Source organism: Desulfobotulus sapovorans DSM 2055, from assembly GCF_059569355.1.
This window is the reverse complement of the sequence record NZ_JCANVJ010000013.1, coordinates 52021-68947: the sequence shown is the minus strand read 5'-3', so window position 1 is coordinate 68947 and position 16927 is coordinate 52021. Positions and strand designations below refer to the sequence as shown.

The 16927-nt window shown below is 58.0% G+C and carries 10 protein-coding genes; 8 read left to right on the top strand and 2 right to left on the bottom strand.

All coding sequences use genetic code 11. The features are described from left to right. Nucleotides 1–153 precede the first annotated feature (153 nt). The 3 genes from BR04_RS10440 (at nt 154) to BR04_RS10430 (ending at nt 4655) form a co-directional block, all read left to right on the top strand. The gene (locus BR04_RS10440) at nt 154–939 is read left to right on the top strand and encodes an outer membrane lipoprotein-sorting protein (protein ID WP_496355952.1); all 786 of its coding nucleotides are present in this window, start codon (nt 154–156) and stop codon (nt 937–939) included. Further along, nucleotides 936–2147, top strand: a complete 1212-nt coding sequence (locus BR04_RS10435; protein WP_496355951.1) for a hypothetical protein — start codon at nt 936–938, stop codon at nt 2145–2147. The genes BR04_RS10440 and BR04_RS10435 overlap by 4 nt, the downstream gene beginning before the upstream one ends. A gap of 105 nt (nt 2148–2252) precedes the next feature. After that, nucleotides 2253–4655, top strand: a complete 2403-nt coding sequence (locus BR04_RS10430) for an efflux RND transporter permease subunit (RefSeq protein ID WP_496355950.1) — start codon at nt 2253–2255, stop codon at nt 4653–4655. Nucleotides 4656–4777: 122 nt separating this feature from the next. Here BR04_RS10430 and BR04_RS10425 read toward each other — a convergent pair whose 3' ends face one another. Continuing rightward, nucleotides 4778–5788 (bottom strand): AraC family transcriptional regulator, encoded by a 1011-nt coding sequence (locus tag BR04_RS10425; protein WP_496355949.1) that lies wholly within the window; start codon nt 5786–5788, stop codon nt 4778–4780. A 207-nt stretch (nt 5789–5995) separates the two neighbouring features. Between BR04_RS10425 and BR04_RS10420 the strand changes: the two genes are divergently transcribed. From BR04_RS10420 to BR04_RS10400, 5 genes are all read left to right on the top strand, one after another. Further along, nucleotides 5996–6880, top strand: coding sequence for an ABC transporter ATP-binding protein (locus BR04_RS10420; protein WP_496355948.1), 885 nt, complete (start codon nt 5996–5998; stop codon nt 6878–6880). Next, complete coding sequence (locus tag BR04_RS10415) at nt 6877–10242, top strand: ABC transporter permease (RefSeq protein WP_496355947.1); 3366 nt, start codon at nt 6877–6879, stop codon at nt 10240–10242. The genes BR04_RS10420 and BR04_RS10415 overlap by 4 nt, the downstream gene beginning before the upstream one ends. A 113-nt stretch (nt 10243–10355) precedes the next feature. Continuing rightward, nucleotides 10356–12545, top strand: a complete 2190-nt coding sequence (locus BR04_RS10410; protein WP_496355946.1) for a TonB-dependent receptor — start codon at nt 10356–10358, stop codon at nt 12543–12545. Between the two features lie 95 nt (nt 12546–12640). Next, nucleotides 12641–14404, top strand: a complete 1764-nt coding sequence (locus BR04_RS10405; protein ID WP_496355945.1) for an ABC transporter ATP-binding protein — start codon at nt 12641–12643, stop codon at nt 14402–14404. Nucleotides 14405–14416: 12 nt separating this feature from the next. Beyond that, on the top strand, nt 14417–16168 hold the full coding sequence (locus BR04_RS10400) for an ABC transporter ATP-binding protein (RefSeq protein ID WP_496355944.1): 1752 nt from the start codon (nt 14417–14419) through the stop codon (nt 16166–16168). A 151-nt stretch (nt 16169–16319) separates the two neighbouring features. On the opposite strand, the gene BR04_RS10395 is transcribed toward BR04_RS10400, so the two are convergent. After that, entirely contained in the window at nt 16320–16865 is a 546-nt protein-coding gene (locus tag BR04_RS10395) for a class I SAM-dependent methyltransferase (protein WP_496355943.1), read from the bottom strand. Nucleotides 16866–16927: the final 62 nt, after the last annotated feature.

The window sequence follows — 16927 nt, the reverse complement described above, 5'->3', positions numbered from 1 at the left end:
TGAACATCGTAAAAAACATGAAACCGGCCGCATGTCGCTGCGGCCGCAGGGAGTGCTTTGCCGTTTTTTCGGATCGGGGCAGTTTTTTTCCCAAAAAGGGCGGTGAGGATTGGAAAATTTCGGCATGAAGCGGAAAAACGGAAGGAGGAGGCAATGTGGTATCGCTGGAGGGTGATGATGGGAGTGCTGGCCCTTGCCCTGCCCCTGGGGAGCTGGGCGGAGACGGAGGGGCTTACGGGCAGGGACGTGATGGTGAGGGTGGATGAAAGACCCAACGGAGACAACCGCGCTTCCGTTCTCACCATGCGTCTGGAGGACAGCCGGGGAAGCCGCAGGGTGCGGGAGATGCGCACCTGGGCCATGGACGAGGGACCGGATACCCGCACCCTTATGGTGTTTCTGGAACCCGGAGACGTGCGGGGAACGGCTTTTCTTTCCTATGACTACGATGCCCTGGACAAAGAGGATGACAAATGGCTCTGGATGCCCGCCCTGCGCCGTATCCGCCGCATCAGCGGCGCGGCCCGGCGGGAGCGTTTCATGGGGTCGGACTTCTCCTATGACGACATGGGCAACCGCAATGTGGATGAAGACAGCCATCTGCTGGAAGGGGAGGAAACGGTGGAGGGGGCCGCCTGCTGGGTGGTTCTGTCCCGGCCGAGGGAAGCCGACCCTGCCTATGACAGGGTGCGCTACTGGGTGCGCAAGGACGCGGATCTCGTGGTGCGTGCGGAATATTATGACCGGGACGGCCTGCTGAAGGTTTTCCGTGTGGTGAAGGCTGAAAAATGTAACGGCTTCTGGACTGTCCTGCATTCGGAAATGGAGGACAGGGTGCGGCGGCACAGAACCATCCTGGAAAACCGGGAGGTGCGGCATGACACGGACATGGATCCGGAGATCTTTTCGCCTGCACGGCTGCGGCAGGTTCAGCCATGAGAAAGGGGAAACTCTGGAAAGCGAGCCGGATTCCAGCGCGGCCCGCCTTCTGGTTTCTGGCCATCTGCCTTTTCCATACCCAGGCCTTTTCCCTGGAATGGCGGAGACCCGAGGCCCATGGTGAATGGGTGCATGGGGTGCGGCTTTCGGATCTTTCCGGTGTGGTCACTTCCAGGGCCATGGCCTCCCTGACCCTGGGATGGAAGGGGGGTGCTGTGGACGGCCTGATGACCCTGGAAGGGGTGGAGAATTTTAGAATTCGGGAAGATTCGGAGGTTCGCGTCCGGGAGGGCTTTCTCACCCTGCGGCAGGATGCCTGGGAGGCGCGGGCGGGGCGGCAGATTCTCATCTGGGGCCGGGCCGACGGGGTGCGCATCGTGGACAGGCTTTCTCCCGTGGACAGCCGGGAGTCCGTCACCCGGGAGCTGGAGGAAATCCGCATGGGGGTGGACAGCCTGCGGCTGACCCGCTGGCTCGACACCGGCGAGGTGGAGTTTTTGTGGATTCCGCAGTTTCACAAGGGCAGATACCCCGGAGGAGATTCCCCCTGGCGGCTGGGAGAAGGCGGGGATACCCGGGAAAGAACCCCGGCGGGCTGGGAGGCCATGACCCTGGGACTGCGGCTGGGCCATTACGCCACGGCCTTTGATCTTTCCCTCTATGCCCTCTCCATGCCCATGGAAGGTGCTGTGCCCGCCGGATTTGCGGAAAGCAGGCATCCAAAGACCTTCATGCTGGGCGCGGACGCGGCCCTGCCCGCAGGGGACGCGGTATGGCGCTTTGAAGGGGCCTGGTTTGACGGATGGTGGCGGCAGGCTGGCGGGGAAGACGGAAACGCCCTGGAGCGGGATCGTTTCATGGCGCTTGCGGGCTGCGATCTCACCCTTTCCGGCGACCGGACCCTGGGTTTCCAGGTCATGGGAGACTGGACTCCCGGACTTCCGGAGGCCACGGGAGAGGAGGCCTTCGTCTCCCTTTTCACCCTGAACGCGGAGCAGAAGTTTTTCCGGGAGAGGCTCCGCCTGTCCGCCTTTGTTTATTTTGACCCCGGAGACTCCGGGGTGTACGGCCGCACGGCCCTTGACTGGGAAATCCGGGATGGCCTGCATCTGGAAGCGGGGCTGCACCTTTTCGAGGGGCAGGGGGACCGCTTCGGGCCGTACCGGGAGAATTCCCAGCTCTGGTGGCGGATTGCCATGGATCTGTGAGGGAAAGCGCAGAGGATCGCCCATGTCAGACGTCAGAACCGTTTTTTCCGCATTGTTTTTTTCCGATCAGGACACGGCGTTTTTTTGCCGGAAAGGAGGTCTTTGATGATCCAGTCTGAAACCATGCACAGGGTGTTCGATGCCCTGGCCCTGCGGCTGCTCCGTCTGCGCTGGGCCGTGATGGTCTTTTTTGTCCTTTTTCTTGCCGCAGGGATCGCGGGACTGCCGCGCATCGGCCTCGACACTTCCGCTGAAAACTGGTTTCTGGAAGGCGATCCCATGAAAAAAAGCGAGGATGCCTTCAAGGAGATTTTCGGCAATAACGAGTATGTGGCCGTGCTGGTGCGCGCGGAAAACATCTTTGACACGGAGGTGCTCACCCGCATCCGCAATCTGGGTAAGGCCCTGGAGCGGGAAGTGCCTTATGCGGACACCGTGCTTTCCATCGCGGAGCTGGAGTTCACCGAAGGCGATGAGTGGGGCATCCGTGTGGATCAGCTCATCCCGGATCCGGTTCCCGATGAGGCCGCTGTTCTGAACCGCCTGCGGGAAAAGGCCCTTTCCCGTCCCATGATCGCCGACCGTCTGGTTTCCGCCGATGCCACGGAGGCCTGGGTGCTGCTGCGGCTGAAGCCCTATGCGGAAGGCCTGCGGGATGCCCATGGCAATGGTATGGACATGGCCATCGGAGAAAAGGCCCTTTCCATCGTGAACCGTCCTGAATTCGCCCTGCTTCAGCCCATGGCCAGCGGCATGCCCGTGATCGGCGCGGAAAAAACCGCTTTTTTCAAAAAGGAGACGGTGAGGAACCTTGTGCTCTCGCTGGGCGTGACGGCCCTGGTGCTGGGGCTTGCGCTGCGCACCCTTGCGGGAATTGTCTATCCCCTTCTCACGGCGGCCCTTGCCATGTTTTCCGTCTTTGGTTTTGAGGGATGGATGGGCATACGCATGGATCCTTCCATGGTGCTTGTGCCCGTGTACCTTGGCATCGCCGTATCCATCGGCTACGCCATCCATCTGTTCCGTTTCTTCTACAGGGAGCTGCACCGCACGGGGGACCGCCACGCCGCCGTGCGTCATGCCATCGCGGAAACGGGATGGCCCATGGCCTTTACGGCCCTCACCACTATTGCCGCCCTTTTTTCCTTCTGGTTTGTGGATGTACGGCCCATCCGCTGGACCGGTCTTACCGCAGCGGGTCTTGTGGCCATGGTCTGGCTGCTGGTGGGAACGCTTCTGCCCGTGCTGCTCTCCTTTGGCCCTGGGGCGCGCAGGGTTTCCGGCAGAGCACGGGAGGAGGCCGCAGGTTTTGCGGAACGGGGGCTTTTGGCCTGCAGCGATGTGGTCATGCGGCACCCCGGAAAACTGCTGGCGGGTTTTGGCCTCATCACCTGTATCCTTGCTGCGGGTCTTTTCCGCCTTGAGGTGAGTTTTGACATCCGGAAAACCTTCGGGTTCAAAATTCCCTATGTGGCCCGGATCAGCGAGGTGGGGCAGTCGAAGGTGGGCTCCCTCTATTCCTGGGATCTGATGCTCACCTTTGATACGCCGGGCATGACGCGGGAACCCCATGTGCTCCGCAGGCTGGATTCCCTTGTGCGGGAAATGGAGGCCCTGCCCCTGACCAAGAAGACCACCTCGGTGCTTCCCATCATCAAGGATCTCAATCAGGTGGTGAACGGAGGCGATCCCGCCTTTTACGGGATTCCGGAAACCCGTGAAATGACGGCCCAGCTGCTGCTGCTCTATGAAAACGCCGGTGGCGAGGAGTCCCGCAGGTGGTCGGATTACGAGGACAGGCGGCTCCGCGTCATGGTGGAAATGGGAGACTACAACTCCAGGGCGGCCAAGGAGGAGCTGGAGCATATCCAGACCCGCGCGAAAAGCCTTTTCCCCGAAGCGCGGGTGGGGCTTGCCGGATCCGTGGCCCGTTTCACCGTGATGCAGCACCTTGTTTCCAGAGGGCAGATTGTCAGCTTCGCCATCGCCCTTGGCATCGTGTCCCTGCTCATGGGAGTGGTTTTCGGCTCCCTGCGCACGGGACTTATCGCCATGGTGCCCAACATCGCGCCCGCCCTGGCCGTGGGGGGTGTCATGGGCTGGTGCGGCATTCCCCTGGATATGATGACCATCACCATCATGCCCATGCTTCTGGGCCTTTCCGTGGACGACACCATCCATTTCATCAGCCATGCCCGGCTTCTTTTCGAACGCTGCGGGGAGTACGGCGCAAGCATTCGCGGCACCTTCATGACCATCGGGCTTTCCCTGGTGATGACCTCGCTCATCATCATCGCCAATTTTTCCGTGTATCTCACTTCCGTGGCCAGGGTATATGTGAATCTGGGGCTGCTCACCGCCCTGGGCATCACGGCGGCCCTTCTTGCGGACGGTCTGGTCACGCCCGTGCTCCTGAAGGTGACCCGGGCCTTTGGCAGGGAAAGGATGGATGAAACCGGGAGCGGAGGAGAAGAGGAGGAAGAAAAGGGCCTTTCCCGCGCTGCCTGAGGAAAGCAAAAGGTGCTGGTGCCGTCGGTCATGTGCAACCCCCCGCAAGGGGGTTTTTGCTTTTTCTTGAAAAACGGGCATGGGGCGGGTCACTGCCGTGAACCGTGGTGAAATGCTGTTCTTTATACCGCCTTCGGCCCGCCCCCGTGACAGAGGGGGAAGGCGGGATCTCTGGCCTTCTGGAAATCCGAGGGATTCATGCCGTAGGCTCTGCGGAAGATTCTGGAGAAGTGGCTGAGGTTGGCGTAGCCTACGCTGAAGGCGGCTTCGGTGACGTTGAATTCACGGCTGTGGATGCGTTCTGCGGCTTTCCGCAGCCGCACATGGCTGAGATACTCAAAGGGGGTCTGTCCATAGATCTCCTTGAACCCCTGGATGACTTTGTTGTGGTTCAGCCCCGCCTGATCGGCAAGATCAAAGATGCCGGGCGGTGTAATGAGGTTTTTTTCAAGAATTTCTGCGGCGTAACGGATTTTTTCCACATAGGATTTTTCCTCCCTCTTCTGTTTCCTTCCTGATTCTTTTTCAAGCATTCCCACCTGATAGGCAATGAGTTCCAGGGCCTTGGCTTCGGTGAACAGCCTCGCATTGGCCGGGGTGGGGCAGCCCTGGGCAAGGATTTCTGCGGCAAGGCGCATCTCCCTCGGAACCCTGGAGGGCTGGTTCCGGTTTGCGGCCATGGACAGTCTGAACAGGGTTTCGGGCTCCATGCCCGTGATCCCTGCGAGCGCTGCCGGATCAAGCAGCAGGCTCACCATTTTATACGGAACCTCTCCGCGCATGTCCTGGCGGATGTCTTTATCGTATCCGCCTGTGAACACATCCGAGGTTCCCGGCTGGATGTGCAGGGAGCGGTTCTGAAGGAGAAAGCGGGAGTTTCCGGAAAGGCAGACATAAAACCAGATCCTGTCCGGAATCAGCGCCCCGCCTGCGGAGACGGAGACATCCTCCCTGTAGGTGAAGTTGTAGACGCAGTAGGCCAGCCCCTCACGGATGGGCCGCAGATGCGCCGTCCCTTCTCCGTAAAGGGGATTCAGCCTCAGGGTGCCGGGAAGGGAGAGATCTTCGATGAGATGCAGCGCCGGGGGATCGTAGAGGTCGGGCAGGGTGAGAATTCTGCCTTTCAGGCCCATGACTGTTCCTTTCATCGGGCGTTAACCGGGCGTTCATGGAAAAAGTAATACGGGGCTAGCTTTAGGAAAAAAATTTCACTAAGTCAAAAGAAATTTTAATTTTAAAAATATCTGTTTCAAGGACTTCAAGGAATTTTGAAAAACGAAAAAGCAAGGCCCTGATTTTGGAAAGGGTATATTTTTTTTATTTGGAGAGAGGCGAAAAATATGGAGCAACAGAGGGGGCTGAAGGTCAGGGGACTGAAAAAAACCTACAGCAATGGGGTCAGTGCTTTAAACGGGGTGAATCTGGAAGTGGGGCCGGGACTCTACGGACTTTTAGGCCCCAATGGCGCTGGCAAGAGTACCCTCATGCGGACCCTTGCCACGCTCCAGCAGCCGGACGGGGGCAGTATCGCCCTCGACGGGGTGGATGTGCTGGCAAGTCCCCAGCATCTGCGGCAGCGCTTAGGTTATCTGCCCCAGCACATCGGAGCCTATCCCGGAGTAAAGGGCAGGGATCTTCTGGATCGCTTTGCCTGGCTCAAAGGGCGGACGGACCGGACCATCCGCAAAAGGGAAGTGGGGCTGCTTCTGGAACGGGTGAATCTCAGTGATGCGGCGGACCGGGCCGTATCCACCTATTCTGGCGGGATGCTGCGCCGTTTTGGTATTGCCATGGCGCTCATCGGATCTCCAAGGCTTGTCATTGTGGATGAACCCACCGCCGGACTTGATCCTGCAGAGCGCAATCGCTTCCACAGGGTGCTGGCGGATGTGGCGGCCGATGCGGTGGTTCTGCTCTCCACCCACATTGTGGAGGATGTGGAAAGCCTCTGCGGTCGGCTGGCCATTCTCGCCGAAGGCCGCATTCTGGCCGAAGGACCGCCTGCAGAGCTTCGGGCTTCCATGGAGGGTCGTCTCTGGTCAAAGGTTGTGCCCCGCGGGGAAAGCCAGCCCAGGGCCCTGCACCTTTCGGCCGTGCCCGAAGGCGTTCTGGCTGTGGTGCTGGCGGAAAAGCCGCCGCAGGGGTTTCAGCCCCACAGACCCAGACTTGAGGATGTGTACCATGGGGCCCTTGCCGGAGCCGGGGTAGAGGAGACCGGAGAATGAGGTTTTTTCTGAAGGAAGCCTGGCAGGAGTTTCGCCACGGACTGGGAAGTGGGGTTGTGGGGCTGATTTTTCTGGTTCTGGTGGCCTACCTTCTGCTGGTTCTCTGCAACGCCGATTATCTGCGGGACATGGGCGCTGTGGATGTTCCCCGCAATGCGCCCGCACTGGTCTATCTCATGTCTTCGGGCATGTCCTTTTTTTTGTTTTTTGCCTGGGCCTGGGTTTTTGCCCAGCCGGTGCTCCGGGACAGAAGTGTGGGGCTGCATGAAGTGGTGCTGGCCTGTCCCGTTTCCCTGAGACAACTCCTTGCCGCCCGCTTTGTGGGAGCTTTTTTTGTGGCTGTGCTCCTTGGGAGTTCCCAGATTGTGGGCTTTTATGTGGCTCCGGTGCTGGAATGGGTCGGTGCCGTGCCTGCGGGTTCCTTTGCGTCTGCTCCCTGGCTGGCCTTTGGCTGGGGCATGCTCCTTTTCATCATTCCCCTTTCCCTTGGTTCCGGAGCCCTTTATTTCATCGCCGCCATCCGCAGCCGGGGGCTTGGCAGCCCCTTTGCCGTGGCCGCTGTCCTCATGGGATTCTGGATGGTTTCCATGATCATCCTGAAGGACGGGAACATGGATTCTTTTTATTTTTCCCTGCTGGATCCTTCGGGCTATGCGGAGACGGAACATCAGGTGCTGGATCACTGGACTCCCCATGAAAAAAGCACGGCCCTTCTGGCCCTGACTCCGGCGCTGATCTGGAACCGCATCCTGTGGTGCGGTATTCCGCCCCTGTTTCTGGCCCTTGTTATTCTGCTGGCAAGGCGGGAGTGGCTGGTGCTGGACAGAAGTCCTGAAAAACGGCTTCGGCACAAAGGCCCTTTTTCCGTGGATTCTCCGGGAGCGGAAGTTCCCGGCCCCGTTGATCATCCCTTCTGGCTGCGGGCCGCAGGCAGCGAGGCCTTATGGCAGATGAAAGAGGTGCTGACCCGAAAATGGCTTTGGGTTGCCATGGGCTTTCTGGTTCTTCTCGGTGTGGCAGGGGCCTTTGCCCATGGTGTCTATCATGATTACGGGCCCATGGCGCCCCGGCCCGAGCTGGTAACCCCTCTTCTTTCCACCATGTTTTATCTGATTATTGTGTTCATGCTGGCTGGTCTCACGGGCCTTGCCGCTAGAAGGGATGCCCAGGCCGGTATGGAGGAGATGCTGGATGCGGCGCCTTCTCCGGGATACGTGCGGTTTTTCGGCCGGATTTTGTCCATGGGTATGCTGACCCTCCTTCTGGCCATGGTGCCAGCCTGCGGAGGTATGCTCACCACCCTTTTCGTGGAACCCGGCAGCCTGAACCTCCTGCTTCCCTTTCTCCATCAGCTTTTCGTCATGGTTCCGGCCCTTCTGGAAATCGGTGCCATGACCCTTCTTCTCCATGCCCTTATTCTCCGGCCGGGGCCTGCCTATGCGGCTTCCATGCTGGCGGCCTTCATCATGATCGTCAATCACGAGGCCCACCTTGTGACCTATCCGCCCTTTCAGATTGGTCTGCAGACCCCCATTGCCTTTTCCGGACTCACCGGGCTTGGTCCATGGATGGAAAAGCTTCTGATTTTTGGTTTTTTCAAGCTGTGTGTTGCGGCATTGCTCTTAAGTATGGCGGCCATGGTTTTGAAACGGGGTACGGATACGGGATTTTTTGTGCGCTGGCTGCGGTTGAAAAAGGGGCTCCGGGCTCGTCCGGGCATGGCGGCCCTTGCCTCTGTTTGTGGCCTTCTGGCCTGCGGCATTCTGATGCATCAGCGCTATGTGGTGGACGGAGGCTATGAAACCCTTGCGGAAACACTGGCCGGAGATGCGGCCTGGGAGACAATCTGGCTGGATCAGCAGGCCGCCTTTTCCCTGGAAGGGGGGCATGTGACCCTGAATGTGAACCCGGTGAAACGGGAAGTACATGGATGGTGGCGCATGGAAGGCTTTGTGTCTGAGAGCGGATTGCTGCACGCGGGTCTGCCCCATGGTCTGAATCTGACATCCGCACTGGTGCAGGGCCGGGAAGTGAAGCCGCAGGTCAAAGAGGATCATATGGCCCTTGCACTGGAAAACTGCCCGGCTGAGGGATGCGAGGTTCTGCTGGGCTGGTCTGTCTCCCTGAGGGGCTGGGATGCGGATGGCGAGCCTCCCTGGCTTCTGCCCCATGCCTTCTGGCTGCATGGTCCGGATGTCATGCCCCGCCTTGGTTTGGATGCGGGACGTGTGCTGCGTACCCCAAAGGAGCGGGAACGCTTCGGGCTGAAGCCAGAGCAGGCGCTTCCGGCCTATGCGAGTACCTTTGCCAGTGGTGCTGCGGCTCCCGGAGGCCAGTGGAGCTTTGAGGTGAGGGTTGTGGATGGAGACAAAGAAATCCATGTGGAAAAGGGCCGGATGGAGGGACTTCTGGATTTTGCCCATGTCTGGGGACCCGGCCTCCGGGAAAGTCAGCATGGCAACCTGCGCATGTACCACGATGCCAGCCGCAGAGATACGGCCAGCTCCGTTGCCGCCGATGTGTTGGATATGCAGGCCTGTGTGGCCCGCCGGACAGGCCGGAGCCCGGAGATCCGTCACATTGCCCAGTGGCCGAGGAATCTGGGGGAAACCCGTGTGGCGGGCAACTGGCTGATCCTCACCGAAGATCCCCACTGGGATGTGAAGGATAGGGGAACGGGCCGTTGGCTGAGGCGCTCGGCCATTGCAAAGGCCATGATCCAGCGTGTGCTGCGGGACGGATCGGACCTGAGGGAAGGGGAGGGGGCTTTGTGGCTGGAAGCGGGTCTGCCCGGAGCCATGGGCATATGGTGTGTGGCCGAAACCGATGGCATGGAGGCCTTTTCTGCCCTTCTCTCCCATGGTTCGGATCAGGTGGCCCGCCGCCTTGCGGGCAGTACCGTTCCCGTGACCACCCTGAAGCTGGCCTTGAAGGAGGGGGGCTGGGCGGAAGACTATGCTCCGCTGGCGGCATTGGACTGGACCGGACGACAGACGGCACAGAGCCTTGCTTCTCTGATGGAAGACCTGAAAAAGGATACACCCCTTGCCGTACTGAAAGCCCATGCGGGGGCGGAGATGGCCGCTGCCATGCTGGGAGAGCCCAGATCTGCGGACATACGGGTGACGGGCGGAGAAGAAACCCCGCAGCTGATCGGTGAACACTGGCTCTGGGAAAGGGGCGGCTGGGTGAGTGTGGAAGCCCCCCTTCGGGTCATGGGCTATGGCATGGAACCGGGCAGGGTGATGGGAGAGAAGGAAAAGCCGGGTGGCAATGCGGCAAAAACCAGCACTTTTTATCTCGATGCCTGGCCTACCTACGAAAGGGTGCCTGCGGATAACCTCTGGTCCTTCAGGCCCTGATGCCAGGGGCAAGTGGAAAAGATGACAAAGAAAGGTTGGGCCGGTTTTTTGGAACCGAAATCAGCCTGATGACGAAAAATGTGTTTCACACGCAGTAGGCAAGGAGATTCTTTATGTTTTTTAAGAGATTTACCCGCTTGTGGAATTTTAAGGCGCTTTATCCGGAAAAAGGGGGCGTTTCTGGCCTTGTCCTTTTCGTCTTCCTGCTTACGCCCTTTACTCCCGGAGCTGCACTTGCGGAAGTCCGTTCTCCGGAGGAAGAAAAAAGGGCTGTGTTCATGGAGAGTGTCACCGTAACGGCCAACAAAGTGGAAGAAAATATAACGGATGTGCCCCAGAGTATTTCGGTGATCGATGCCTTCACCATTGAGGAAAGAAGTATGCGGAACATCGGGGATGCCATTTCCCTTATTCCCAACATGAGCGTGAACCCTTCCCATGGCAGGCAGGTGAATATCCGGGGCCTCAATTCCTCCATATTCACCAACAATAACCCTGTGGTGCTCTACATGGATGGCATTCCCCAGACCGGGCGCTACGGTTTTGATGCTTCCCTTGCCAATGTGGAGCGCATCGAGGTGCTGCGGGGACCCCAGGGCACTTTGTATGGAAAGGATGCCATTGGCGGGATCATCAGTGTGGTGACCCGGGAGCCGGGGGATACCTGGCAGGGCAGTGTGGGGGCGGAGTACGGAAGCTGGAATTTCATGCAGGCAAGTATGAACATAAACGGGCCTGTGAAGAAGGATCTTCTGTACATGGGCCTCAATGGCGTTTTCCAGAAGGATGATGGATGGATTAAAAACATCCACCCCGGAATGGAAAAGGAGGCCAATGGCAAAGACAGCCGGAAACTCGGTGCCTATCTCCTGTACAAGCCCACGGATCGTCTCCGCATGCGTCTGACCGTGAATGATGAGGAGGAGAACAAGGATTGGCGGAGCGGTTACGGGCTTCCCAGTGGTTCTCCCTTTTCTGTGGTGAGACGAAAGGATGCGGAACATGTTGATTTTGATGTGAAAAGTTTTGATAACACAGAAAGCCAGTCCCAGGGTCTGAACCTTGCCTATGCCTTTGACCGCATGGAGCTGACCTCCGTCACCACCCGCAGAAAGGTGAGACAGGAGGGCGACTATGACGCGGATTTCGCCAATCAGGCCCTCTATGCGGGGTTGAAGCAGTTCAGCAATATGGAGCATGAAAGCTGGACCCAGGAAATTCGTCTTGCAAGCAGCAACCAGGAAGGCATTCGCTGGGTGGGCGGGATTTATCTGGATCGGGATACGCTGGATTATGGACCCTATGGTCAGCAGTTTCCTAATTTTGATCCGGTGAGCATGCAGTTTCTGGGGAATTTTGAGATGAACGCTGTGTCTGAGACGGATAGCGAGACCCGCGCCCTTTTCGGCCAGGTGATGGTGCCTCTGGGAAAAAGAATGGAAATGACCCTGGGCGGCAGGTACCAGAACATTGAGAAAAAAATGGATCTCGACATGTACTATCTTCCCGTGGGGGGCTCGGGTCCGCCCTTTTATGTTCTCCACACGAAAAAAAACTGGGACGTCTTCCTGCCCAAGGCGGCCTTTGCCTATAAAATCAACGAAGACTGGACGGCCTACGCCTCCTGGTCCAGGGGATATATGCCCGGCGGTTTCAACAATTTTGCCATGGGAGGCGAGGAAAAGGACAACCGCTTCGATCCCCAGCAGTCCACCAACTACGAAGTCGGCCTGAAGGTGGCCTTGCAGAAACTGCATTTTTCGGCAGTTCTCTTCCACATGGAGATCGAGGATATCCATGTCTATAAAGGGGTTGGCAATATGTACCTGACCTCCAACGCCAAAAAAGCCCACTCGCAAGGCGCTGAGCTGGAGGCCGTATGGATGCCCACGGAAAGCCTGGAAGTGAGCACGGCGCTGGGGATTGTGGATGCGGAATACGACGACTACGACGCGGGAAGCGTGAAGTTTGACGGAAAGACCATTGAGCAGACCCCTTCCCACACGGCCCGTTTGGGTCTGGCCTATTACCACCCCGACGGGTTCTATTCCCGAATCGACGCCAGGAATCAGGGGACCATCCACTTTTATGACGATGCCAACAAAGGGTTTGTGGAGCAGGATGCCTTCACCCTGGTGGATATGCGGCTGGGCTACCGCTTTAAGAGCTGGGATGTGTACGCCTACGGAAAGAACCTGACGGATGAGGAATATGTGACGAACTTCATGTGCAATTCCCTGGTGTCCCTTGCGGATTTCGGGGATCCGAGAACCTTCGGCATGGGAGTCCGCTACACCTTCTGATGTCCTTCCCGCCGTTTTCTTCGGAAAAGGAAGACGGCGGGAGATCCGGGGCTGGCCGGATGGTGTCTGAGACCAGCTCTCAAGGAAAAAAACATATGGAAAATGTCCGACCCACGGGTTTTTCCCGTCTCATGCAAATCGCAGGGGCCCGCAGGGGGCTTCTCATGGTTTCAGGTTTTTTTGCCGTACTGAGTTCCATTCTGGCCCTTGCGCCCTATGCCTTGATTTATCTTGTGATGGTGCGGCTTCTGGAGGAAGGAAGCAGCCGTGCCGCACCTTATGTGCTTGGCCTCGGGCTGTTTGCCCTTGGCGCCGTTTTTCTGCGGTATTTCTTTCTTTTTGTGGCCATCATGTTTTCCCATGTGGCCGCCTTCGGCATTCTCTATGATTTGAGAGCCACCCTGACCCGCCATCTGGGCCGTCTGCCCATGGGCTGCTTCACAGGGGGCGAGACGGGAAAAATCAAAAAGATTCTTTTTGAGGATGTGGAGGAAATCGAGGTCTTTATCGCCCACCACATTCCGGACATGGTGGCTGCCGTGGCCCTTCCTGTCCTGACCCTTGGCTTTCTTTTCACCGTGGACTGGCGCATGGCCCTGGTCTCCCTCATGCCTTTGCCCATTGCCTTTGCCATGCAGCGCAGGGCCTTTGGCGGCGATCAGGCGGCTGTGTGGCGCAGGGAGTACCATGATGCGCTGGAAACCATGAACAGCACCATCGTGGAATATGTGCGGGCCATGCCCGTGGTGAAAATCTTCAATCAGTCCGCCCATTCCTTTGCCCGTCTGCGGGAGGCCACGCTGGCTTATACGGATTTTATCCGCAGGATCACCCGTATTCAGGCCCCGCCATGGGCGGCTTTTGTGGTTATCACTTCCTCGTCTCTTTTTTTCATTCTCCCCGCTGGCCTGTGGCTGCACCTTGAAGGCAGACTTTCCCTTTCCGTCTTCTTTCTTTTTCTCATGATGGGGCCGGGCTGCATGACCCCCCTTTTCCGGCTGGCCATGCTGGGGGCCCAGATGGGTCACATTCTGGAAGGGATGAACCGCATGGATGCCATTCTTCTCCAGCCGGAAATCCCTGAACCGCAAAATCCCCTTTTTCCCCGCAGTGCGGCGATCCGTTTTGAGAATGTCACCTTTGCCTATGGGCGCCGTCCTGTGCTGCAAGATCTTTCCCTGAGTCTGGAAGCGGGTGGGGTTTATGCCCTTGTGGGGCCCAGCGGAGCGGGAAAAACCACCATCGGCCAGCTCTTGCTCCGCATGTGGGATGTGGATTCCGGCAGAATTCTTCTGGGCGGGGTGGATATCCGGGAAATGCCAAGGGAAGCTCTGATGCGTCATGTGGGCTTTGTTTTTCAGGAGGTGTTCATGTTCAGCGACACCATTTATGAAAATATCCGCATGGGCATGGAAGGAGTCAGTGAGGCGGATATTGAAAGGGCAGCAAGGGCGGCCCAGTGCATGGAGTTCATTGAGCGTCTGCCCAAGGGCTTTGAGACCCGCATCGGAGAAGGGGGCGAGGTGCACCTCAGCGGCGGGGAAAGGCAGCGGATTTCCCTTGCCCGCGTGTTTCTCAAAAATGCGCCCGTCCTTGTGCTGGATGAGGCCACGGCCTACGCGGACGCCCAGAATGAAGCGAAAATTCAGGGGGCCTTTTCCGAAATTATGAAGGGAAAGACCGTGATTGTCATTGCTCACAGGCTTTCTTCCATCACGGATGCGGACAGGATTTTTGTGATCCGGGAGGGCAGACTTGCGGAAGCGGGCCTCCATGGAGAGCTTCTGGAAAAAAAGAGCCTGTATCATTCCATGTGGCAGGCCCATATTCAGGCCCAGGGCTGGGCGCTGCATGCTTAGGGAGGTGGTGTCATGTTCGGTTCCGTTCGGGTGATTGCGGGCAGTTTCAGAAATCTTGGCGCAACGGTGCTGCTGAATGTCCTGCATTTTATACTCAAAGGTTTTCCCTTCGGGATGCTTATCCTTATACTCCATGAACTGCTGCGGCCGGAGGAGGAAATCCGTGGGATGTATCTTTTCTGGCTGGTGTTCATCATCGCTTGGGTGATGCTCATCAATGTGTTTCTTGCCATCCATGTGCATCTGCGGGCCTATGTCACGGCCTACGGTCTGGCCACGGAGGCGAGGCTTCGCCTTGCGGATCATCTGCGCGGGTTGTCTCTGGGATTTTTTAAAAAACGGGATCCCGGCGACATTTCCTCCCTCATGCTGCAGGACATGACCAAGGTGGAAACCCTGTTCAGTCATTTTTTCATGGATGCCATCGCCTGTGTGGTGCTGCCCCTTTTCATGGCCTCCTTCCTTGGGTTTGTGGACGGACGCATGACCCTTTTCATGCTGGTCTTTGTGCTACTGGCCCTTCCGGCGCTCATGGCCGCGCAGAAAATCATCGGATATTTCGGAAAGCGGCATATGCAGACCCGCAATGCCGTGGCATCCCGCATGCTGGAGTATCTTCAGGGCATCCGGGTTCTCATGGCCTTCAACCAGACGGGAAAGAATTTTCTGCGGCTGGATGCCATGATGCAGCGGTTCCGCAAAGACAGCATCCGGCTGGAAGCCGCGGGCGGCGGGCCGGTGATGGTGTATTGCCTGATTCTGGAGGCAGGCTTTGTGGGGCTTCTGGTCCTGGGGGCCTTTCTCTATGGTGCCGGGGAGTTGGGGTTATCCGTGTTTCTCATCTTCCTTGTCATCGGGTACAAATTCTTTGAACCCTGGATTAATTTCGGCCTTTTTCTCTCGGAAATGCGCTACATGAACATTGCCGCCCGGAGAATTACGGAAGTCATGGACACCCCGCCCCTTCAGGAGCCGGAAAAACCCCTTTTCCCCGAAGGCAGGGACATCGTGTTTGAGAAGGTTGATTTTTCCTACGGGGAAAGAAGGGTGCTGCACGGGGTGAGCGCCCGGTTCGGGGCCGGAGAGGTGACGGCGCTGGTGGGACCATCGGGTGGCGGCAAGACCACGCTCACAAGCCTCATTGCCCGGTTCTGGGATGTGGGCGGAGGCAGGATCACCATTGGCGGTGCGGATATCCGGGACATCCCCGTGGAAAAACTCCATGGCCTTCTCAGTGTGGTATTTCAGGATGTCTACCTTTTTCAGGACACCCTCATGAACAATATCCGTGTGGGCAGACGTTCGGCCACGGACGAAGAGGTGAGGGATGCGGCCCGCAAAGCCCGGTGCCACGATTTTATCATGGCGCTGGAAGAGGGCTATGACACTCTGGCGGGCGAGGGCGGAGCGCGGCTTTCCGGTGGGGAAAGGCAGCGGATTTCCATCGCCAGGGCCCTGCTCAAGGATGCGCCCATCGTGCTGCTGGACGAGGCCACGGCCTCCCTTGACCCTGAAAACGAGCTCTGTATCCAGCAGGCCATTTCCGAGCTGGTGCGTTCCAAAACCCTCATTGTCATTGCCCATCGTCTGAAGACCATCGCCCGGGCGGACAGGATTTATGTGCTGAACGAAGGCCGTATCGTGGAAGAGGGCAGGCACGGGGATCTGCTGGATGCGGGCGGGCTGTATGCGGATCTCTGGAGGGAGCAGCAGCGTTCCGGCGGATGGAAGCTTAAAGGGGGAAGTCTGGCCCTTGCCGGATGAGGGACGGGGCGCATGGGGCTGAGTACTTTCATCTTGCCCGGAGATACTGAAGAACATTGGCAAGGATTGAAAAAACGGATGACAAAAAGGCTTCGCGGAAGCCTTTTTGTCGTTCAGGTACAGGTAGGCACTCCCTGTTGTAGGGATATCTTTAATCTGGGGCATAAACCCGTGTCCGGCCCATCAGGATTCTGGGGCGGGCGACTTCCCTGAACCCTTCTGCAAGAACCGCCTCGTGCTCCTTAGCGAAAGCCTTTGCACTTACGTGGAAGCAGGGTTCGGAAAGAAAAAAGTGGCCGTCCGGTCTGATGAGACTGCGGATTTCTTCCAGATGGGCATGAATGTCCGGCACTTCATGCAGCATCCAGAAGGCATTGATGAAATTGTAGCTGCCTTCAGCGCCAATACGGTTCGCCTGGCAGAGATGGGGATGGATGAAGTCCGCCACCGCTTCTGCTGTGGCGCGGGAAAACATTCTTTGGAGCATTTCCGGCTGAAGGTCGGTCGCAACGACAACACCGTTCTGACCGGTGATGCGTGCCATGGGGATGGCGGCGAATCCCCCACCGCAGCCGATATCCAGAACCCGCATTCCGGGCCGGAGCCATGGCGCATAGATACGCTCCGGCTGGTGCAGCAGGCGTCGGAGCGGATTTTCCAGGTGAATGGCGTGTTTGTGGGAGCAGATATGGGGCATGGAATCCTCCTGTGGAGAGTTTAGTGGCTAAACAGTAAGGGCAAAAAAATATAAATTCCTGT